Here is a 22,713-nt window from a genome sequence, read left to right as displayed (position 1 = left end):
TCCTAATTTTTGCATTGATTGACTACAATTCTATCGTATAATACTAAAAAATTCTATCCTAATTTCACAAAATTTTCATTTTTCAGATAAAAAAGCGTAACATTTTTGCATGACAAAAGTCTTTAAGGTGAAAAAGGCTATGCAGTTTTTCTGCACTAGGAAAAAATACTTAAAGAAAAAAATGATACATTTTATGACGAAATGTATTTTTTTTGATAAACTAGCGGAAAGTAAAAATGAAAAGGGGAGGCATTTTTCAACAATGAAAAAGAGCTTTTATTTATATGTATTAACATTCAGAGGGGGAGATTGGTCAGATGCAAAAGTTCGATTTGCTGAAGAAGTATTTCATGAACATAACTTTCCTAAACAAAGCATGGATTTTGATGAGTTATCTACATATATCGAAACGTTTGCAACAGAAAATTTAACAACTGAAGTATTTGATGAGTTATGGGATTTATACAGGGAACAAGGACAATAATGATTCGCAATACTTTCATTATTCGTACTTTTATAGTTGCTAGACGTCTAGCATTGCGTAAATACGTGAAACCAAGTATTATTTATAGTGATAACTGACAGAAAAGAGGGATTGCAGTATGAGTATTCATATTAATGCAAAAAAAGGCGAAATCGCTGACACTATTTTACTTCCGGGAGATCCACTTCGTGCAAAATACATTGCCGAAACGTTTTTAGAAGATGTTACATGCTATAACGAAGTCCGCAATATGTTTGGTTATACGGGTACGTATAAAGGCAAACGTATTTCTGTACAAGGAACTGGTATGGGCGTGCCTTCTATTTCTATTTATGTAACAGAATTAATGCAAGAATATGATGTACAAAAATTAATTCGTGTAGGTACTTGTGGTGCAATTCAAAAAGATGTTAAAGTTCGTGATGTTATTTTAGCACAAGGAGCAACAACGGATTCACGTATGAATCAAATCATTTGGGGCAACAATATTGACTTTGCACCAATCGCTAATTTTGACTTATTATTAAAAGCTTACAATGCAGGTAAAGATGCAGGTTTAAGCCTTCAAGTAGGTAATATTTTCACAGCAGACCTATTTTACTCAGACGAGCACCAAAATGAAAAACTAGCTAAATACGGTGTACTAGCTGTAGAAATGGAATCAGCAGCACTTTACACATTAGCAGCGAAATATGGCCGCCAAGCACTTTCTATCTTAACAGTAAGTGACCACATTATTACTGGTGAAGTCACAACATCAGAAGAGCGCCAAACAACATTCAACGACATGATCGTTGTTGCGTTAGAGGCTGCTATTCAAGAGTAGTTGATATAGCAAGGTTTTAAAGGCTTTCTTTTTTTGTGAATAGTGAGCAAGTGACCAGAGGCGACGAAAAGGCGACCATTTACAGGATTTCGTCAAACAGGTCACTTGCTTTTATTTTGTCCTGTTCTGTTAAATGACTGTAGGTATTGAGGGTTTGTTTTATATCCGTATGCCCGAGTTGTTCTTGAATGATTTTGAAATTCACATTCTTACTAATCATATACGAAGCGTAAGTGTGACGTAATCCATGAAAAGTGAGAAGCGGTAAGTTAAATCTTTTCACAATTTCTTTCCATCTATTAGACATACTATCAGGATGTGAAGGAAACCCATTACTTTTCACAAATAATAGGTTTATTGGATTGTTATCCTTATCGAGCATAGGTGTCCACAATTTACCTGATTTTAATTTTAATTTTTTTAAATCCTTTTCGTATTCTTTTATTTCTTTCATCAAAGATTTAGGGATAAATACAATTCTTGCTCGCTTGGTTTTAGTGTTACCGAGGAAAAAATGTTTAGTTTCTTTATCATATTGTAGTGTTTTATCGATTAATATTGAATTATTCGTGTAATCTAAGCATTCTAATCGGATACCAGCTATTTCAGTCATTCGTAACCCCCCGAAAACCGCAAGTTTGATTTGTAGTTTGTGTTTTGGATAAACTTGATCGAGAATGGAAAGTAGTTGTTTTAGCTGATTTGCATTATAAAATTGTATTTCACGATGTCTTTTTTCAACGTATGGACGTTTTACTCCTTTCATTGGATTTTCCTGAATGACTCCCCAATCAATAGCTTTGGAAAAAATACTTTTCAATACCATGTATTTTCCATTTAAATTACGCTTACCTTGTTCTTTTTCTTCTTTGAAATATTTTACAATATGAAATGTTTTTATTTTTGACAGTTTCATATTATTAAAATATTTAAGAATACCTCCTTGTAAACAAGATTCATAACTATTCCGAGATTTAACCGTTAAATCTACACGTACATAAACATCCATCCACCGACTTACAAATTGATCAAAATTAATATTTTCTATCTCTTTTTCAATCTCCATATTAGCTACTTCGATTTCGAATTCGGTAATAGCTTTTTTGATAGATCGATCAGATAGACTATTAAGTGTGACATTTTTGTATTTTCTTATACGTTTACCTTTTTCTTCATCATATCCGAGTTCAACTGTGATTTTGATACGTGGTTTCCCGTTTTTCGAAGGTTTTAATACTTTATAACTTGCCATAATTATTCTCCTCTCTTATAAATGATGTAAAGTTGAGATTATTTCATCACCACCTTTAAGGGAAGGTATGTTCTGTTTTAAGGTAAAAAATTTTAGGTTTTGTATTTTTGTGTTTTAATTCAATCGAAGTAACATAATATAATGGTCCGAATCAAATTGTAAAGTGGATTGGGGGAAAGAGCCTGTTTTCTATTCTAAAGTGCAATTTAAAAATACTCTAAATCTATATGCATAAAAATAGTTGACTTAATTAATGACATTATTTTAAACTATTCGCATAAAATCAGCCAATATTTTCAGCTTAATTTAGCTTGAATTTTTTCCGATTTCTTTATAAGTACTCATATCGAGCCTATGGCGGAATAATTTGATTTCTTTGTGATGCTTAGGAAGTAAGATGAGAAGTTTTAAAAATGCTAAGGGTTGCTTGGTATTAAGAGAGCTTATTTTCGGACATTATTCAAGGGCGTTAAGGTCATAATTGCGCAGAGACTCAGTAACATTCAAAACATAATCGAAAGATTATATATTTCAAAAAAAGAGGAAGGGGTTATGATATGCGAAAAGTTAGAGGAGTCAAAGCTTTAGTAAATTATCTAGAATCTATTAACTGCCCAATGGGTCAATCGACAATTTATACACTAATGCGCACTAATAGCATTCCGTTTAATCGACCAGCTCCTAGAGTTCTACTTTTTGATTTAGATGATATCGATTCATGGCTAAGTGGAAAAAACAAGTGAGCACATAGAAGAAGAATGAAGTACTTTAAGGTGGAAGAAAGAAAGGTCATTCAATTTTAGGCAAATATATTAGTCCGCTTATAAGAGTAAACTATTTGACCACACCCAATAAACATAGAATTTTCTAAGCTTTTAAAGGCTATTGGTAACATCCAATTATATGCTGGATGCACTGAGCGAATTTGAAAAAACGAGAATATTTATAGCAATTACATTGATTTATGTTCTATAAATTTTAGATTATTAAGCAATTAATTTCTCAGAACTTACACATTTTGTTGAACTTATATATTCATTTTGTTATAATCAATTTATAGTATTTAGTAGTCGCATTATGCGAAAGTCGTCACATTCTTGTTTTCAAGAAAGATTCGGCAAAAATATATTGCTTTGATTTCTACAAAGAGATGGCGTAATGTCCTAAAAGTGTTTCTAGCCTAATTAGTTTATGTTTAGTGTATACATGTAATGTGTTAAATATAGAAAAGTCGAGTGTTCAATTGAACATTCGGCTTTTTCTTTTTTAATAAATAAAAAAGAATAGGGGGATAAAAAAAGATGGATTTATTAATTATCATTCTTAAAAGAATATAAAGAAAAGGTTCGTAGTTGGATTTGGAAATCTGATTGAATAAACGCGTTTCCCAGCCCTGATTATAATACTAATAGAAAGGTAGTGACAGTATGGAAAATAAAGCAACTTCATTAATAAAATACTTAAAGTTATATGAGCTGGTTGCTAAATTATACAATCACATTCTTCTCAATACAGTAGAAGGGGAAAAGGCATTAGCTTATTTAGAAAGTAGAAAAATCACAAGAGATACAATTAAAAAACTGAACATTGGCTACTCATATAAAGGAAATATTTTGCGACATTTACTTAACACACATGGTTATAACTTAGAAATAGAAAAAGAGTACGGTCTATTTAAACAATTTGAGAAGGAACCTAAGTACCGAGATTTTTTCTATGGACGTATCATGTTTCCAATTCGAAATGAATATGGTCAAATTCTAGCGTTTGCTGGCAGAACACTTCCGCATAATACACACCCAGCAAAATATTTGAATACACCTGAAACACCATATTTTTGTAAAGGTGAAGTCATATACAATCTGGATATGGCTAAGAGATCAATTAAGGAAAAGGATGTAGCAATTCTTTTAGAAGGTTATTTTGATACAGCCATCGCAGCGCAGAGTGGACTTCTTAATGTAATTTCATTGATGGGAACTACGTTGACAGAAGCGCAAGTTATTAAGTTAAGACAGCTTACCAATCGTGTAATTCTTTGTCTTGATGGAGATAAAGCTGGTTATCAAAGTGCGAAACGTAATAGTGAATTGCTTCTAGCATGGGGATTTGAAGTCCGTATTGCTATTATTCCAGAGGGGCGAGATCCACATGAATTTATTGTAGAACATGGAATAGAGCGATTTGTTCAAAAGGTTATTAAGAACGCTCTACCATATCTTCAGTTTATAAAAGAGTATACGAAATTGGATAAAAACCTAACAACTGAAATAGATCAATTACAGTATGTGAATGAAGTTCTACAATTTCTCAATAGTGTACCAGCTACAAAAGAGCAAAGAATGTATTTTAAAGACCTCGCTCAAGATGTTGGTATTTCTACAGATTTTTGCAGGCAAGTTATTCGTACAAAATTGAATAATTTTCTATAAAAAATTAGACCTTAAATAATTAAATTTGGGTCTTTTTTTCATTATAAGGAGATGAATAAAGTAATGAATATAAAAGGACAATTATCAATTTTTGATGAAGAAATTGTACTAGGGGCAAATGAACCTCAAGACGTGAAAAAGCGAAAGGAGAGATTCAGTAACGCATTTAGTGAATTATTGGAGCTTGCTAAAAAGAGAGGAAATCCAATTTATATTGGGATGAACAATTTGCCCTCAAACATAAAATTACATCTTTTGGATTTTAAAGAAAATGGTTGGATAGAAGTTAAGAATGATGCTATTCAAATTAAACGGAAATATTTAAAGTTTCATACGGTCAATGAATTAGTTGAAGAATATAGAAACTCAGCGAATGAATTGTTAGCTAAACCAGATGTATGTTGGTATAAACATTTTTTAAACTTAAGAAATTTCTTTGGTCCTATACAATATAAAAATGATCAAATTAGAAATCAATTTTATATTGAAAAAAGTAAGGTAACGAAAGAATTGGCTATGAAGTTAGGTTTAAATCACTTTATGAAAGTACCTTCTTCTAGGGGGCATATGATGAACTCCGTGTCTTCTAAATGGGCTAAGAAATATGTACTACCAGTCATTGCAGAACATGTAATACCAATTACTGATATTAATGAAATGGAAAACTTCTTTAAAAAGCATGCTTTTTTCTTTGGTAGACGTGATTGGGATTGGGAGGCTAGCGGTTCTTTTAAAGTTCCTGCTTATCCTGTATTTAAAATATTCTCACCAACAGAATTTAATTTGGCATGTTTATCACAGGCAAAAGATGAAAAAACAGTGGCGCTTATTTTTAAATATATGAGCCATTCATCGGGAGGGGGGATTTTGAATAATAGAACCATTATTTATCCTGCAGGTTGGTCAATGGAGAGATATGAACAATCTTTAACTGATGAAGATAAAGAAATTATTCAGTTAGATAAAGAACGTTTAGCTAGACTCCATAATTCAAGATAGTGAATCTAAGAAACAATACTTATGATGAAAAAATAAATAGCTAGTAGTTAAATTTTTTTGACTTAGTGACGAATCAAAATAATAGTAGAGCATGATATAATATTTAAAACAGGGGTTGATGAGAAATGGAGTATCAAGCTCTTCGTCGAATACCACTTAAAAACCTAATGGATTTAAAGATTGATTTTGCTTTTAAACACCTTTTTGGTAGTGAACGAAATAAATCGCTCACGATTGTCTTTCTCAACGCACTATTACAGCGTACAGGTAGAAATACAATAAAAGAAGTCACTTTTATTAACCACGAAGTTGGTGGGGAGCATAAAGAAGATAAACAATCACGCTTAGATATTGTCGTGAAAACACAAAATGAAGAGTACATTAATATTGAAATACAACTAGCGAATAAAAATGATATGTTCAAACGAACGTTATTTTATTGGTCAAGGCTTTACAATTCACAGTTACAAAAGGGCAAAGGTTATCATACACTGAATCCAACCATTACAATTAATATTTGTGATTTTACAATGTTCAAAGGTAACGAGCATTACCATAGTACATATCATTTATATGAAGATACGACATTGCTACGTGTACAAGGTGAGGTTTTGGAAATTCACTTTATCGAAATGAACAAATTTTTAAAAACGTGGCTAATGGAAGAACTAAATCCGTTAGAAGATAAACTAGCGAAATGGTTACTATTACTTGGGATGGTAGATGGACGTAAACGAAAAGTAAATGAAGATATCTATAAAGTATTGGAGGAATTAGCGATGAAAGACATTCACTTACGTGAAGCGTTTGAAGCGTGGGAAGAACTTAGTCAAGATCCAGAATCCATTATTGCGTATCAATCAAGAGTCAAATATATCATTGATGAAGCGGCCGCACTCGAAGATGCCAAATATCATGCGGAACAAGCAGGAATTGAAAAGGGCATCCAGAAAGGAATGAAAGAAGGTATCCAAAAAGGCATCGAAGAAGGAAAGCAAAGAGGTATACAAGAAGGAATGCAAAAAGGTATTCAAAAAGGTATACAAGAAGGTATGAGAGAAATTGCCAAAAAGATGATTGCAAAAGGAAATAGTAATGAAGAGATAGTTGAGTTAACAAACTTAACTATTCAAGAAATTCAAGTGTTAAGACAAGAGGTAAAATGAAAATAGATTAAGCTCAAATGACCTTTTGGTTATTTGAGCTTTTATTTTTTTTTGAAATTAAGGTTTTGAAAAAATGGTATAGTGGGTTGAAATGCGGTAGGGAAGGGGATATTCATTCGTTCATTGTCTGTTTCTAAAAAAAGAAGTTTCATTCGTAAATCATAAAGTGCTAAAGAAGTAATGGAGGCTTATATTATTAAAATACGTATATTGGGCAAAAGTGAATTTAATAAAAATACAACGATTGAATAACTTCTAAAACCATAGGTAAGATAGTTTTAATTTTAAAAAAACATTATTTATTGAAGTTTTATACTCGTTTTGATAATATTTAATATAAATATACACGTTTTGAATATATGTGTTATTAAATACTATAACAAGATTTGGAGGAATTAAAATGGAAACATTTAAAGTATCTTCGAAGTCAAACCCAAATTCAGTTGCTGGTGCTATAGTTAGCTTTATTAGAGAAAATGGGCTTGTTGAAGTGCAAGCAATTGGGGCTGGGGCATTAAATCAAGCGGTCAAAGCTGTTGCTATTGCTAGAGGATTTGTTGCACCTAATGGAATAGATTTAATTTGTTCGCCAGCATTTGTAGATATTTCAATTTCAGGTGAAGAACGAACAGCATTGAAGTTAGTTGTTGAAAAGAGAAACATTTAATATAAATATTTAAAAAGTCGATTGTTCTTTATAGGAATTGATCGACTTTTTTTGTTTGAAAGGAGTTAAAGACAGGATAGCTAAGGTTTATAATTTGCAATAAAATTTGATCGAAAAACCCTATATTGTCGGATTTCCTTATTCAACAAACGGGACATATTATTGAATACCGTTTTTTTATGAAAGTTTACCAAACGACGCTTCGAGAACCATTAAAGGAACACTATACATTGATAGCGAAATTTTGTACATAAAATGTAGATTTTGAACAAACTTTTTTCAAATTGTTTTTTTATTCGCCATAAAATGTAGATTTTGTATATTATTTGACATACATTAATTGGATATGTAAAATGGTCAAAGAAAGTCAAAGTCAAAGTTAGTTTTGAATATGATTTAGGAAGGGGGCTAAATCTTATTATTATGAAAACCAAGTGGTCCAGTAATTAGCTAAATGAAAATTGATACGGGTAAGTAGAAATAAATTTGATTTTTTCATCAGATAATTTCGACTACTATAGTGTAAATTTTCTAATCATCACACTAAGGAGGAAGTCTATGGGTAGGTTTAAACGTTTTTTTAAGTACCGAGCATACCCTTATTTTCGAATAATGCTCGTGAATAAAGCTAGGATAAAAATACCAATTACACTACTTACACTTGGTGCAAGTTTGATTGGGTTTCCTTGGTTGCCTTTTGTAATTGACTTATTGCAAAGAACTTCCGCAAATGTTACTTGGCTTGATAAAAGTCAAAGCCTAATTGCCACGATGGTAGGATTAGGTTTAATTGTATGGGGTGTAATACTTGCTAACAAGCACCTAGTGCGTATTGAAAAAAACGCAGATGAAAAAACAAAAGCAATCATCAAGCAGTATTCCATTAATTCTACTGAAAAAAATGATACATCTAAAAATCCAAAGCGTGTAACCTATGCGGTTTTAGATCAACGTCCAAATGAAGCAGAACCTGAACGGGCATGGATCGAGCGAGCACTATTAAAGCAAAAAGAATTTGTTAACAACGTCCATTATATTGTTGAACGTTGGGATGAACCGATTTTACACTATGAAGGGATTGCTCATATTCCATTTGTCTTTTTGCTGGGATACCAGCTTTCAGATAAACGGGATATTGTATTTTCTGAATGGGATGAAAATATCCGTAAGTGGGAAACATTGCCACAAACGGTAGACCAATATCCTCCGCTTTTTCTTCATAGTAATTTGGTAGGAAAACCAGCTCAACAAACAGAAGTAGCTATCTGCGTTTCCTTAACTGAAGAGATTTATTCAGAACAATTAAAAGGGCTTAGTGTTTATGGTAAAACCATGTATCACCTAAAGTTAGATGCATGTGCGCGGCATGCAATAAAATGTAAAGATCAATTGGTAGAGTATACAACTCAATTCCGAAACTTAGTGGATGCTATAAAGAGAGACCATCGACAAATAAAAACGATCTACGTTTTTATTTCAGCACAAACATCCCTTGTGTATAGCTTTGGTGCTTCACTAACGAGAAATGACCCAAAAGTGCTAATTCATAATTTTAATCGTGGCCGTACAATTGAATATTCATGGGCATTAAAGGTACAAGAACACATTGATGCAAATCGCCTAGATGACCTAATCTACTTTGCTCAGGAGGAACCAAATGTATAATCTTCACAACGAAATGGTGAAATTTCACAACAATCATGTAACTCTCTCTGGAAAGGAAACCAAAGAACTTTTAAGATTTAAAAAAATAAATATCAAACGACTTACCGATGGACTTGCTGAAATTAATACTGAAAATAATAAAAGCTATTCTATTGCTGATAATGTGGTTCAAGGCAGTGTGGCCATGTTCACAGTTACTCAAAATGATGAATGTGACTACGATATTGACGTTGCGGTTATTTTCGATAAAGATAATATCCCTTCTAAAGCGTTAGACTGTAGAAAGCTAGTAGAAGATGCTATAGGACGCAAAGCTAAGAATTTTGTAAACCCACCAAAGGCTGGGACTAATGCGGTGCGTGTTCAATACCAAGAGGGATATCATATTGACTTTGCGGTATATCGCCGTTTTAAAAATGAAAACGATGAGTTTGAATATGAGCATGCGGGTTCTGATTGGGCAAAACGCCATCCAAGAAGTATTCGTAATTGGTTTAATGAACGGGTGAAAACGCTTAGTCCTGATAAAGCGAATGAAGACGTAAGTGTAGAAAATAATCAATTACGTCGAATTGTCAAACTGCTAAAAATGTTCTGTCGCTCCCGAAGAGATTGGAGTCTTCCGGGAGGAGTTATCTTAACTACGTTAGCGGTGGAATGTTATAAACCACACAATACCAGGGACGATCAAGCCTTTTGTGACACCTTAGTAGCTATAAAAAATAGGATTTTTCTGTCCGATGAAGTAAAGAATCCAACAGATTCTGCTCTTTCCTTGACTCCCAAAGCAAATCATCGGAAACGAGTAACAAAGTTGAACGAATGTATTGAAGAAAAATTAAAATGTTTGGAACCTCTCTTTGAAGTAGGGTGCATAGAAGCGGATGCAAAAAAAGCATGGAAGGCTTTTTTCAAACATGATTTTTGGAATACTACTCTGCAAAAAAGTGCTGCTTATACAGAAAGTCTTGATCACGTAGTTCAACATCCTGAAGTACATCCTTTAGAGATCCGGTATACGCTTTATGATGCTACCAAAATTAATCGGTTAAGTTATAAAAAGAATCGTAGGGGAATCCAGGTTAATCCAAAGCATTGTTGGTTGATGTTTGAAGCAATTCACAATACTGCAGCTCCGTATGAAGTAATATGGGAAGTGCATAATAGTGGTGATGAAGCGAAGGACGCAAATCATTTATACCATCAAACGAAAAAGTATTGGTATGAAGGGACTTACCACTGGGAATCTACGAGTTACAAAGGTACTCATACTATGACTGCTACTGTAATGAAAAACGGTCAAACGGTTGCTAAAAAGACAATAAACGTTGAAATTTTATAGAATTAAAAAATAGTGATAGACCACTATCTAACACTATTCTTCTGTTAAATCAACGATACGGAGTTTCGCTAAATAATGAAATTAAAGAAATATAGGAATAAATTAGATATAGCCGGTGAGCTATTTCAACAAGCCACGCTTTTCTGAAAATTTGTTATCTACAACTACTTGTTAGAAGATAATAAAGTTGTTTAATAAATAATAAAGTCGTTTAAAAAGTACACTGTTAAGAACCGTTCGCTTATTATTAAAATAAGTGAGCGGTTCTTTTATTTAGAGGATATTCAATGGAAATATTTATACCTAAAATGGGTAAGTATTGTAGATTTGAAATAAAGTCACAACGTTTATAAAAAGTTTGATTAAAAAGCCTATATTTTTTTCTTCTTCCACAATCGGGCGCGATTGTTGAGCAACATCATTACGAAACGATCCAACTTTTATAAAAAAGAAACTAATATCTGCTGATAAAGAATCCATTTTGATCAATCTTTTTTCTAGCTGGATTCTTTATATTTATTATGAAATTCTGGTTTTTAGGATATTTTTGATCAAACTTTATTTCAAAGCAACAGAAAACAGTGAGTAGCACGCGATATTGTGTGAGTATTGAATTGTGATAAAAAGGAATTTATTATAATGATAATCTAGCGAAAGTAATAAAAATATAAAAAACTAGACCATAAATCTTAATTTACAATCTAGTTAATGAATTTTAATTTGCTTTTTTATTGGATGATCTTCTTACCGAGATTTGATTTCTAGATTCCTTTTCTAGCCAATTTTCTTGTCTTCTTTTTTCGGTTAAAATAGTCTCTTCATTAACTTCAAGTAATTCAGTTAATTTGTTTTCAACTTTTAATAAAACTTTTTTTATAAATGCCTCTTGCTTAAAAGCTTCTAAATTTAACTGATATGCAATTGGATGACCAGAAAGGTTTCTTGCATGTGCTAACTTATCTATAGCCTCATCTAAAATACTAATATCATCCCTAAAAATCTCCATCATTTGTTCCTGATGCTTGGTACGTTTCTTTTTCTTTTTATATAGAGTAGTTCCACTTAATACTACTTGATATATTTTGATGAAGTATCCGTTAAGTTCATCTCTTATGCGTTTTAACTTAATTAACCGTTTTGATCTATCATTTAATTTGAAAGCATTGTTATAGTCTTCTTGAAAACAACTTATGCGATTATCAAAATCCGAATGTAGTTCCTTGGCTGCTGCTGCGCACTTTAAGATTTTTTTATATGATGCATCATCCATATTAACCAACTCCTCTAATTATTTTATTACTATATATAATAAACCATCGTATTATTAATGCAAAATTTTATATAATAGAGGTAATAATTATTAAAAAATTCCTATTATTAGAAAGGGTTATTTTATGCAACCAGTTAATTTATATTCGCTTTTAAGTGTTAGGAATACTTTTGAAGTAGATATATACAAAAAAACTGCAGATTCATTTGGTGTATCACTTAAAGAAAGTGAATTAAATGATTTAAATGAATTAGTTAAATGTTTTTTTGAAGAAAAATATTATAATTTAGAGTATTTCTATGTGGATTTTAAAATTCCGCAAATTAATTGTGAATTTGATTTATTAAGAATTAGTAACGAAAGTATAATTAACATTGAATTAAAAAGTACTTTAAAGATTGAAAAAGCAAGAAAGCAGTTACTAGAACATAAGTTTTATTTGAACTTTTTAGAAGTGCCTACATACTGCTTTACCTTTGTCGCAGATGAAAATCAATTCTACTTTATAGATGCTGAAGACAATTTTGTATTAATTTCAATTGATACAGTGATTGAAAGTCTAAGGGAACAAATAAATTTTGAAAAAAAAGACCTTGTTGAACTATTTTCACCAAAGAATTTTTTAGTTTCACCTTTTAATTCCCACAAAAAGTTTATTGATAAAAAGTATATTTTAACAGAGCGACAAACTGAAATTAAGAATAAAATTATAGATAAATACGAGAAAAAAACTGAACACGTTTTTATTAGTATTACAGGAGGTCCAGGAACAGGTAAAACGTTATTAACATATGATATTGCTTCTACCATTATCGATAACGGAAAAAAAGTACTTATAATCCATTGTGGTGATTTAAATAGGGGACAACGAAGATTAAATAGAGTACCTAATTGGGATATAAAAGGTATTTCAGAATTCGATTCATTTATAAGTGATATCAAAGATTATGACGTTATAATCTTTGATGAATGTCAACGAAATAAACGTTATCAATTTGATTTGTTAATTGAAAAAATTAAAGAAAATAAAAAACTATATATTTTTTCTTATGACAGAAAACAATGTTTCTCAGACGCAGAATTTAAAAGAAATATACCATCTGTAATTGAAAATGAATTACATGCAGAAGTATTTACTCTAACCAATAGTATTAGAATCAACCAAGAGTTATCTAGCTTTATCAATAACCTTTTCGATAAAACTAAGTACAATCAAAATATGATGTATCCTAACGTAGAATTAATTTATTTTAATAATATAGAACTGGCAAAAAGCCATATTAAATTTTTAATTAATCAGGATTGGGAAGTTTTTAACTATACAGGTTCTTTTTTTGATAAATTAGTTTATGAAAAGTATCAATTCAGTTTTAATGAAAATGCTCATAAAATTATAGGGCAAGAGTTTGATAACATTGTTGGTGTAATTGATCAAACATTTTTTTATAATCAACATTCATTGTTAGAAACGAGACCTATACCTAAATCTCCAGGATACAATTTGGATAAAATGCTGTACCAAATTCTTACACGTGCAAGATTAAAAATAAAATTAGTTATTATCGGTAATATTGATATTTATAAATATTGTTTGAAAATATTAAACAAAAAATAAAAAACTACTTGTGATTTTTCTTTCACAGGCAGTTTTTGGTTTTATGCATATTGAATATTTCATGAATAATGTTTAATATGTATTTTTTTAAAAGAGATTGATTAAAGATCCTGTGTTATATGCAGGATCTTTTCTTCTTCAAAAATCGGGCCAGATTGTTGAGTAACTCTTATATTGCATAGCATACTCTTACTGCACAATAAATCTCTTTATTTTTAAGTGACATTGTAGAAGAATGAGTAGGTTAGTTAAATAGTGTATAATTTTATCGAAAACTATTATGCGTTTGCTGACTTCTAAAATAATAATGATAAATGAGGTGTGTTGTGGTGGAGAAAAGAAAATCAGGTATAGAAAATTTTTCTTTTGCTGAGATCCAAGGTGAAGTTTCAATAAAATTAGACTTTAAATTCCCGAAACCTTTTATGACATATGCTATCTGGAACATAAAAAAAGTGACCAAGAACGATAAAAAGCATCTTGAATTGTTTGGTCCTTTTCAGATACCCCCAGGTGAAAAAGGTTTATATGTATTATATGATAAAAATGACACCGTTCTGTATGTTGGTATTAATAACGATGGTATTTGGAGTTCATTAAATACCCGTTTAAATGACCATATCACAGATTCCAGATTTAAAGACTATATTTACCGTATTGATACATATTTAATAGATGATCAAGAAGAAAGGGAAACAATGGAGTTCCTACTTATAAATACATTGTTCCCTATTTTCAATAAGGATAAGACTCTTTATAAAACCAGAGAAGAAGAGTATGTAAAGAAGCCCTGTATATATAATGAAAATAAACTTTCAGATTTTGAAAAGGAGGCAAAATTATTTAATGTATCCCCTGCCTACTTTTTAATACAACTTTTTTGGAATATGAAATATGAAGACATGTCAGCTCCAAATGACGTTTGGAATTGGATACAGCTATATAGTAAAGAATGGGTAGATTATATAGCAGAAGAAAATAAAATCAGTCAAATTAATGTATATAATCAGGCTTATAAATATCTAAACTTTGTAAATTATCCTGGTGAAGAAGATGATGTATCCTTTGAAGAATTAGAAAATAATATATTTAGTAATTTTATGGATTGGTTAAGACCCGATGATGAGAATTAAACTTTTTAATACATAGCTGCACAGTACAAATTTCAGTCAAATGGAAAAAGGGAGGCCCTGCGTATTCCAGAGTGAAGTACTTTAAAAAATATAATCTACTAAGGATTGTATTTTAGCTTTACTTAACTTTAGGTCATCACGGGAACCGGAAATAATAAAGAGGAATAGTTTGGCATCCTTCTCATAACTATCCCAACCCATGGAAGACATGTTTGAGTGATATAAGGATTCAAATTCTTCTATGTGTTTTTGGATTAATTGGCTATAATTAACGAAAAAGTAACCTACCATATGTAGCTGTCCATCTAATTCAATAATATATGATAGACCATGAAAATCACGTGGCTCCTGAAGTAGAGGAACGATTTTTATTCTGTTTTCATATTTTTCGTGGAGAAATTTAAATAAAGCTAGCTCTGCCATATCTCCGTGTTGTAGTTGATCAGCTATACGCTTTAGCTCATATTTTGATTCTGAATCTAAACGATTATTAAATGGGATAGTTATTTTCCAAGACTTTGATAATAATTTAGTATTAGCCTTTGTAACATGTACCCAATAACTATCTTTCGTTGTAGGATGGCAAATAATTAATAAAACTGGAAGGGAATGATTAATCCAATAATAGTAATGTTCTAATTCTCCTCTATATATAAATCCTTCATCATTTTGTTCATTAAAAAAAGATATGCCACATTTTATCTGAATTGCTATTAATCCCTGTTCCTTTTCTATCTTCTTGTATAAATTCAATTTGAGCATCAATACCGAGGTCATTTTTTTCTTGTCTACGAAAAATTAAACCGATTTTATCACATATTACCGATTCGACAGTTCTAACGCCAAGATCACCTAAATACTCCGATTCGGGATAAATTGGTAGTTCTAAATCTGAAATAATAATCTCCCCTTTAAAACAATAAAAGTGTAATTACGGTTGAAGGATATTAAATAAAATAATTATATCATGCTTATATGGGTTAAAAATACAGAGTTTTAACTTCTTAAATATAGACAAGTTGGGAGCTAATGTAGTCGGAGTGAATGTTTTGAATTAAGCGGACATCATGCATTGAGTCAGCCTTATACGGGTTGGCATTTTTTTATTGAACAAACGGGGAAGCATTCCTGTAATAAATGAAAATGAGATTTGTATGAAAAATGACCTCTTGATAAGATGAATATGTCCTGAGCTGGCCAGCTAAAAAGGACAAAAATCTTCAACAATCGGGCCATATTATTGAATAACATTCTTTTATGTAAGATTTTGCTATGATTAATAAACCTCCCCAAACAAGCTTAATAAGAACCAGACGTTTATAATAAAAACCTCAACATCAATATGTTCATACACTCCATACATGTGGAGTGTTGTTCACTATTAGTTTGGAACGTTGTTACTGGTTAATGTGGGATTGCCCTCTCTTCATTGAGAGGGCTTTTTTGTTGTTCTGTAGCGGGATAGTTTACATCCAAGAGATAGATTGTACTTGATGTATAAGGGATAACATTTCAGTACATTATTTAAGGATAAGGTTGGGAAGATACAATTAATTTGACTCTAACAAATGGTATAATTTTACTTGGAGAAGTAATGTGACGCAGTTTAGTGGAGGTTGTGGCATTGAAAAATGTTCTTGCTTCTTTCTACAATATCTTTCAGTCGCAAATCATCTTTAAAATTAGGAGAACAGATTCAAGGATTTGGGTTGTTAAGAATCGAAGAAGCGATTGCAGGATCGATAGAGATAACTCCTTCTGATAGTGTCGGTTCTTGTGGACATTTTTTGGGTTTTGTATGTTCATGCAAACATATTGAGTTAATTCGCCGGAAAAAAATTGCTTGCTAAAAGCAAAGGAGGGTTCAAATGTGGTCAAAATGAGGGTTGTAAGAACAAGGGAGGATATAACATGGAAAAGTTAACTCTAGAACAAAAAAAGTATATTATTGATACAGCAAGAAAGGCATATAAAATTGTATTTAAAAAGAAACTAGAGGAAGGTGATTTTTGGACAAGGCAAATCTATTATGAAGAGAACACCTGTGGCGAAAACATATATTTTGAAGCGTGTGTAACTGTATCCAGTCTTATTCATCACATTATAAATGTTAAGTTTGGATTATCTGACAGTGAAAACCAAATTATTGATTGCACTTTTTCAGCTAATGGAGGTCGATACATTCATACATATAATTTAGTATGTGGCGAACCAATAGATGCTACTATTGATCAGTTTAAGAATAGAACTCGTATAGATTTTTCTATATATGAAAACAACAGTCAGTATTACGAAAATAATACCCCAAGGGAGCTTTATTCAGAAACAGATATTCAGCAAGAGATAGCTGCTTTTAATACTTTAGACAGGAAAATAAGTAAGGGCGACTTGGGTGTTAAAGCTGTAGCAAAACTTGGAGAAGACTATTGCCTCAAGAATAATATTGAAAGCATATTGAAAATAGGAGAGGTATTCAAATCAGAGCATGGATGTAGTTATTGTGTTAAGGCTTCAGAGACTCTTAAATACTATGAATACCCATATGCAATGAAATATTTAGAAATAGAAATATTGTCAGAGCCTTGGAAAGGCGATGATGAATATTCATATTTTGCTAGTGAAGTAAAAGTGATAAGAGAAATCCCCCTTAATGAACTAAGGGAAGATCATGTGTTTAATGATGCTTACATCAGAAACGAACAGAAACTAAAGGAAAATCAAAAACAGTTCGAAAGTCAGATGCAAGAAATAAGAGCAGAGAGAGAGAAAAGAGAAAAAATATCTGAAATTAAACTTAAATATATTAAAAAAATTGCAATACTTTCTTTGGTTGTTCCAGTTGTTTTACTAATTATCTTGCCTTTAGTTTTGTATTACCTAGGTGTTGGTCAGACAGAGTGAATAAGCGAGTACTGCCACATTAGGATTTGTTCATTTTAATTATTCCGCACACTGTGAAGAAGTCGCTTGGCTTGAACGAGCTGAATAATCCGTATTTAAGCGTGTTTTTCGATGTATGCCTTGTTCGGATGAACTAACCGCGCTAATAATGAAGCTGATAATTCGGTTAGAGTGTTTTTAAGATTTAATTGGCGTGAAATATATGTTTTAAGTTCTGCTAGTTTACTTCAGTACGAAAAAAATAATTCAATTTTAGGAGATTAAAGGTATTTAACTCTTTTTATTGAACTGATATAAATAGTTTATTATTAATTTAATTACATAAATAAGAGAAGGTGGATTTTTATATGAGGATTTCTGAATTACATATAAATAATTTCAGGTCTTTTGGAAGTACTACACAAGTAGTTACCATCGATGATTTAACAGCATTAATAGGCGGAAATAGTGCGGGGAAAACAAGTTTAATAATAGGGTTATTAAGACTTTTTGGACAAAAAAACTCTGATCGCTCTTTAATAAAAACGGATTTCCATGTACCAGAAAGTACAACAACTCTAATATCTTTAGAAAAGAATCTTTTAATAGAGGCTAAAATAGTCTTTCCAGAATTGGAAACTCAGAATACTGAGGATATAGATACTATACCTGAATTCATTAAACATTTAATAGTTGAGCAACCGGGTACAACACCTTATTTAAGAATAAGATTAATTGGTAAGTGGATTCAGGGAACAAGTCCAGATGGTAACATAGAACAGGAATTGTATTATGTCAAAGTTCCCTATGGACATACCGAAGCAGATAGTGATTTGGTTAAAGTACCAATACATCATAGAAATCTAATACAAATGATCTATGTACCGGCTATGAGAAATCCTACAAATCAATTAAAAAATGCATCAGGGACATTATTATGGAGAATTTTTGATGGTATAGAGTGGCCCGAAACTTTAGATGCTGATATAGAAAATTTGACAACACCTATAGAAACGTTATTTAAGGATGTAGAAGGAATTAAAAGTATTCAAGAGATATTAAACACGCAATGGAATAAGTATCATAAAGATCCTAGGTTCTTAAATAGTAATTTGAAATTTAATAGTAATACACTAGATGACTTTTTGAAGAATGTAGAAATCTTATTTAATCCAAGTGTTGATGGGAATGCTGTAAAAGTTGATGAACTTGGGGATGGATTAAAATCTCTATTTTATATCACGTTAGTTTCTTCACTACTAGAAATAGAGAGTAAGCAAGAAAAAACAGATAAGCCATTATTAAATATACTGGCTATAGAGGAGCCAGAAAATCATATTTCTCAACATTTATTAGGAAGAGTTGTCAGGAATTTAAAAGAAATAGCTATAAAAGATAATGCACAAGTTATTTTATCTTCACATAACTCTTCTATAATTGGAAAAATAGATCCAGAGAATATAAGACATTTGCAAATTCAAAACTCAGTATCAATAGTAAATAAAATTACACTACCTCGAAAAACTGATGCAGCGCATACCTATATTAAAGAAGCAATCAAAGCTTACCCAGATTTATATTTTTCTAAATTAGTCGTTTTAGGAGAAGGGGATAGTGAAGAAATCATACTGCCTAAGTTGTTAAGTGCATCAGACATTTTATTAGATGATTATAATATTTCTGTAGTGCCTTTAGGTGGACGCCATGTAAATCATATGTGGAAATTGTTAAATGATTTATCAATACCTCATGTTACCCTACTAGATTTAGATAGAGAGAGAGGTGGCGGAGGTTGGGGGAGAATAAAATATGTTTTACAGCAACTAAATGCTAATAATCGAATTTCTGAAGATATATTAAAAGTTAAAAGGCTTATTGGTGATAAGAGTGAAGTTTATATTTACACAATGAATGAGGTAGAAAGCTTCCATAGTAGAAAAGTTGAAGATGTGAACAGCATGAATGTTTGGATAAAGAAATTAGAAAAAGAGGATATTTTCTTTTCTTATCCTTTGGATATTGATTTTAGTATGTTGTTAAATTTTGAATCTGAATATCATAGTACAATGTCTCAAGGGCCGAGAGGAATTGATGATGAAAGTTCTGAGGAATACAAAGCTAAATTAGATGACTCGATAAAAGCCACTTTGAAAAGTTCAAAAGCTACAGGGAAAACATATACTGTTGAAGAACATAAGGCAATGATTTGGTATAATTCATTATTTTTAGGCAGAGGAAAACCTAGTACACATATTGAAGCGCTTAAAGAAATAGATAATGACTGGTTAATTGAAAAAGCACCACCTGAACTTTTGAAACTTGTGAATCGGATAAAAGAAAAAATTGGATTTTCAAATGAAGGATGATCTATATGAACCAATCTATTGACTGGATACCATCAAATAATATTGTGTTAGAAGAGGCTGCTTTATCTGCTATAAAAAGTGTAAATAATATCGCAATAGCTGCAGGTCCAGGAGCAGGAAAGACGGAATTATTAGCTCATAAAGCAGGGTATTTAATTGAAACAAATCAATGTGTTTATCCGAAAAAAATTTTAGCTATAAGTTTCAAAACAGATGCCGCTAAAAATCTTCAAGAACGTGTTAAACAGAGATATGGAATAAATGTATCTTCAAGCTTTGAGTCTAAAACATTTGATGCATTTGCTAAAGGTTTGCTGGACCAGTTTTTAAATGGTCTGCCAGAGGAGTATAGACCTAACAAAGATTATGAAATTATACTATCTGATAGAAATATAAATGATATTGCTAAATCCTATATCACGGAGCCTAATCTAAGATATACAAAATGGCAACATGAATATCATATACCACAATTAATTAATACTCTTAAGAACACGAGCCTACCTATAGTAAGTATTGAAGAGGATTTATATTCTTGGATTAATATAAGGTTATGGAAAGTTTTAATTAAAGGAAAAGGTGATCTTAAAAGCTCATTAACTTTTCCAATGATAACAATATTAGTTGAATACTTACTAAGCATAAATCCTTTAATAGTAAAGGCTTTAAGAGCAACGTATAGCCATGTTTTTTTAGACGAGTTTCAAGATACAACAGATTTACAGTATAAATTATTAAAAACCATTTTCTATAGCTCAGATTCAAAATTAACAGCTGTTGGAGATACTAAGCAAAGAATTATGGGGTGGGCAGGGGCATTGCCAAATGCTTTTGAAGTATTTGAATCAGATTTTAATGCTGAAGAAACTACTCTTCTATGTAATTTTAGATCAGCCCCTAAATTGGTGTATATACAAAATATTTTCTCGCAAACTTTAAGTAGTCAATCTCCGGAAGTTAGAGCAGCCGGAAGTTGGAATGAAGAAGATGGTATTTGTGAAATATGGAAATTTGATAATCATAATAATGAAGCAACTATATTAGCGGAAAACATCAAAAATTGGATTGTAGAAGAACAACTTAAACCAAAGGATTTTTGTATCATTGTTAAACAACAAGAAAATATTTATACAGCCTCACTAATAGATAAATTATCTGAATTTGATATTCAAAGTAGGATAGAAAAAGATTATCAGGAGTTATTATCTGAAGAACTGATTTTAATTCTAATAAGAATATTAGAATTATCATATAAAGAAAAATCTCCAGAGTTGTGGTTAAGCGTTATTGATGAAATTATTGAAATTAAGTACAGTAATTTAGAACCCCAAAGTGTCAATTATATATCTATTGAACAAGAGCTATTAAAATTATTATCAGAGATTAAAAATCGGTTTACTAATACAGATGAAAGTAAATTTACCGTTGATATTGAGAGTGTTTTAAAAGACATAATAGATTATTTTGGGGAAGATATTATTAAATCCGTATATCCTAAATACAATCAAGGAGACTATTTAAATAACTTAATAGAAAAGATGATTTCTAAATTAAATTATAAATCCGGAATTTCTATGCAAGAATTGATTAGTGACTTTATAGGAGAATATAGTATTCCTATTATGACAATTCATAAAAGTAAAGGATTGGAGTATAATACGGTAATTTTTATTGGAGTAGAAGATAAAGCTTTTTGGAGTTTTTCTACACAAAGAGAAGCAGATAAAAATGCTTTTTTTGTGGCTCTATCGAGAGCAAAAGAAAGAATAATATTCACGGTTAGTGATAAGAGAGAGGTTTCTAATTTTGGAAATATAGAGAATTTAGCTCAAACTACCGAAAAAATTTCTGAACTATTAGAAACTCTTAAACATGCTGGTGTTCCAACCGTACCAAAATCAATGCTCGCCAATACAAATTAAATTATTTTGAGGTACAAATGAAATTTGATAAATGGGAAAATAGAAAAAAGATCATTGAGTCTAATGCAGCTTATGAAGAAATGATTATAAGCCTAGAGAATAATTCAAAATTTATCTGAGAACTATCCGATTTAATTTGGACAAATGGTAATGTTATTTTTTCTCTCATAATGATAAAAAATTTTTGATGAGAACAGAGCTAATTGACTCGGTAAAAATGATATTCCAGAAACATGCACTGCAAATGGAAGAAAAGTAACTGCTATTTATAGCCCTGCTGATGAAGGTATTACAATTCATGTTGGTAATAAAAAATAGTAAAAAGAAATAAAAAACATCAAGGATTCCTCGGTTTCCTTGATGTTTTTTATTTTAATAAGCTCTATCTCAAATAATGGCTGTTTTCGTATAAGTTGTTGCTCACTTAAAAATACTGATCATTGTAGAGTATAATTCAGTAGTTAGAACCATAAGCAGTTTAGTTGTGGAGTGTTGTTTAACTTGTTGTTCCACAAACGGGCGCAATTCTTGAAGACAATTTGTGCATTATAAGAAATAGGGCCAGCTAGCAAACTTTTAGGAAATATTAATAAACATTGCTTTGGGAAGATTATATTTCAACTAACAGAGCTTTTGTGGAAGAATATAATATAATTGAAATAGCCTTACTACAATACTTTGTAGCAAGGCTATC

General features: G+C 31.1%; 17 protein-coding genes. 14 read left to right on the top strand and 3 right to left on the bottom strand.

What is annotated here, in order from left to right; all coding sequences use genetic code 11:
- The first annotated feature begins 262 nt into the window (after positions 1-262).
- The gene (locus MKY08_RS11595) at positions 263-484 is read left to right on the top strand and encodes a YozE family protein (protein ID WP_069512773.1); all 222 of its coding nucleotides are present in this window, start codon (positions 263-265) and stop codon (positions 482-484) included.
- Positions 485-602: 118 nt separating this feature from the next.
- Complete coding sequence (gene deoD / locus MKY08_RS11590; protein WP_069512416.1) at positions 603-1,310, top strand: purine-nucleoside phosphorylase; 708 nt, start codon at positions 603-605, stop codon at positions 1,308-1,310.
- A 79-nt stretch (positions 1,311-1,389) separates the two neighbouring features.
- On the opposite strand, the gene MKY08_RS11585 is transcribed toward deoD, so the two are convergent.
- Positions 1,390-2,562 (bottom strand): site-specific integrase, encoded by a 1,173-nt coding sequence (locus MKY08_RS11585; protein WP_069512418.1) that lies wholly within the window; start codon positions 2,560-2,562, stop codon positions 1,390-1,392.
- Between the two features lie 557 nt (positions 2,563-3,119).
- Between MKY08_RS11585 and MKY08_RS11580 the strand changes: the two genes are divergently transcribed.
- The 7 genes from MKY08_RS11580 (at position 3,120) to MKY08_RS11550 (ending at position 10,833) form a co-directional block, all read left to right on the top strand.
- On the top strand, positions 3,120-3,305 hold the full coding sequence (locus tag MKY08_RS11580) for a hypothetical protein (protein ID WP_069512420.1): 186 nt from the start codon (positions 3,120-3,122) through the stop codon (positions 3,303-3,305).
- Between the two features lie 684 nt (positions 3,306-3,989).
- Positions 3,990-4,994, top strand: coding sequence for a toprim domain-containing protein (locus MKY08_RS11575; protein ID WP_069512422.1), 1,005 nt, complete (start codon positions 3,990-3,992; stop codon positions 4,992-4,994).
- Between the two features lie 63 nt (positions 4,995-5,057).
- The gene (locus tag MKY08_RS11570; RefSeq protein ID WP_069512424.1) at positions 5,058-5,993 is read left to right on the top strand and encodes a hypothetical protein; all 936 of its coding nucleotides are present in this window, start codon (positions 5,058-5,060) and stop codon (positions 5,991-5,993) included.
- A 125-nt stretch (positions 5,994-6,118) separates the two neighbouring features.
- Positions 6,119-7,159, top strand: coding sequence for an Rpn family recombination-promoting nuclease/putative transposase (locus MKY08_RS11565; protein WP_069512426.1), 1,041 nt, complete (start codon positions 6,119-6,121; stop codon positions 7,157-7,159).
- A 400-nt stretch (positions 7,160-7,559) separates the two neighbouring features.
- The gene (locus MKY08_RS11560) at positions 7,560-7,826 is read left to right on the top strand and encodes a stage V sporulation protein S (protein WP_069512427.1); all 267 of its coding nucleotides are present in this window, start codon (positions 7,560-7,562) and stop codon (positions 7,824-7,826) included.
- Positions 7,827-8,384: 558 nt separating this feature from the next.
- Entirely contained in the window at positions 8,385-9,491 is a 1,107-nt protein-coding gene (locus tag MKY08_RS11555) for an SAVED domain-containing protein (protein ID WP_069512429.1), read from the top strand.
- Positions 9,484-10,833 carry a cyclic GMP-AMP synthase DncV-like nucleotidyltransferase gene (locus MKY08_RS11550; protein WP_069512430.1) on the top strand — a complete coding sequence of 450 codons (1,350 nt, stop codon included), beginning with the start codon at positions 9,484-9,486 and terminating at the stop codon, positions 10,831-10,833. Before MKY08_RS11555 ends, MKY08_RS11550 begins: the two co-directional genes overlap by 8 nt.
- A gap of 715 nt (positions 10,834-11,548) precedes the next feature.
- Here the strand turns inward: MKY08_RS11550 and MKY08_RS11545 are convergent.
- Positions 11,549-12,103, bottom strand: coding sequence for a hypothetical protein (locus MKY08_RS11545; protein ID WP_069512431.1), 555 nt, complete (start codon positions 12,101-12,103; stop codon positions 11,549-11,551).
- Positions 12,104-12,227: 124 nt separating this feature from the next.
- On the opposite strand from MKY08_RS11545, the gene MKY08_RS11540 reads away from it, so the two are divergent.
- Positions 12,228-13,718 (top strand): DNA/RNA helicase domain-containing protein, encoded by a 1,491-nt coding sequence (locus MKY08_RS11540; protein WP_069512432.1) that lies wholly within the window; start codon positions 12,228-12,230, stop codon positions 13,716-13,718.
- Positions 13,719-14,047: 329 nt separating this feature from the next.
- Entirely contained in the window at positions 14,048-14,851 is an 804-nt protein-coding gene (locus tag MKY08_RS11535; protein ID WP_069512433.1) for a hypothetical protein, read from the top strand.
- Between the two features lie 81 nt (positions 14,852-14,932).
- Here the strand turns inward: MKY08_RS11535 and MKY08_RS11530 are convergent, their stop codons facing one another.
- Positions 14,933-15,604 carry a DUF4365 domain-containing protein gene (locus MKY08_RS11530; RefSeq protein WP_176723203.1) on the bottom strand — a complete coding sequence of 224 codons (672 nt, stop codon included), beginning with the start codon at positions 15,602-15,604 and terminating at the stop codon, positions 14,933-14,935.
- Positions 15,605-16,762: 1,158 nt separating this feature from the next.
- On the opposite strand from MKY08_RS11530, the gene MKY08_RS11525 reads away from it, so the two are divergent.
- The 3 genes from MKY08_RS11525 (at position 16,763) to MKY08_RS11515 (ending at position 22,019) form a co-directional block, all read left to right on the top strand.
- Entirely contained in the window at positions 16,763-17,752 is a 990-nt protein-coding gene (locus MKY08_RS11525) for a hypothetical protein (RefSeq protein ID WP_069512435.1), read from the top strand.
- A 347-nt stretch (positions 17,753-18,099) separates the two neighbouring features.
- Complete coding sequence (locus MKY08_RS11520) at positions 18,100-20,097, top strand: AAA family ATPase (protein WP_069512436.1); 1,998 nt, start codon at positions 18,100-18,102, stop codon at positions 20,095-20,097.
- Positions 20,098-20,102: 5 nt separating this feature from the next.
- Entirely contained in the window at positions 20,103-22,019 is a 1,917-nt protein-coding gene (locus MKY08_RS11515) for an ATP-dependent helicase (RefSeq protein ID WP_069512437.1), read from the top strand.
- The last annotated feature ends 694 nt before the right edge of the window (positions 22,020-22,713 follow it).

This window comes from Lysinibacillus sp. FSL M8-0337, from assembly GCF_038593855.1.
GTDB lineage: Bacteria > Bacillota > Bacilli > Bacillales_A > Planococcaceae > Lysinibacillus > Lysinibacillus sphaericus_D.
Note: the sequence above shows the minus strand (reverse complement) of the source record. Positions and strands in the feature narration are given on the sequence as shown.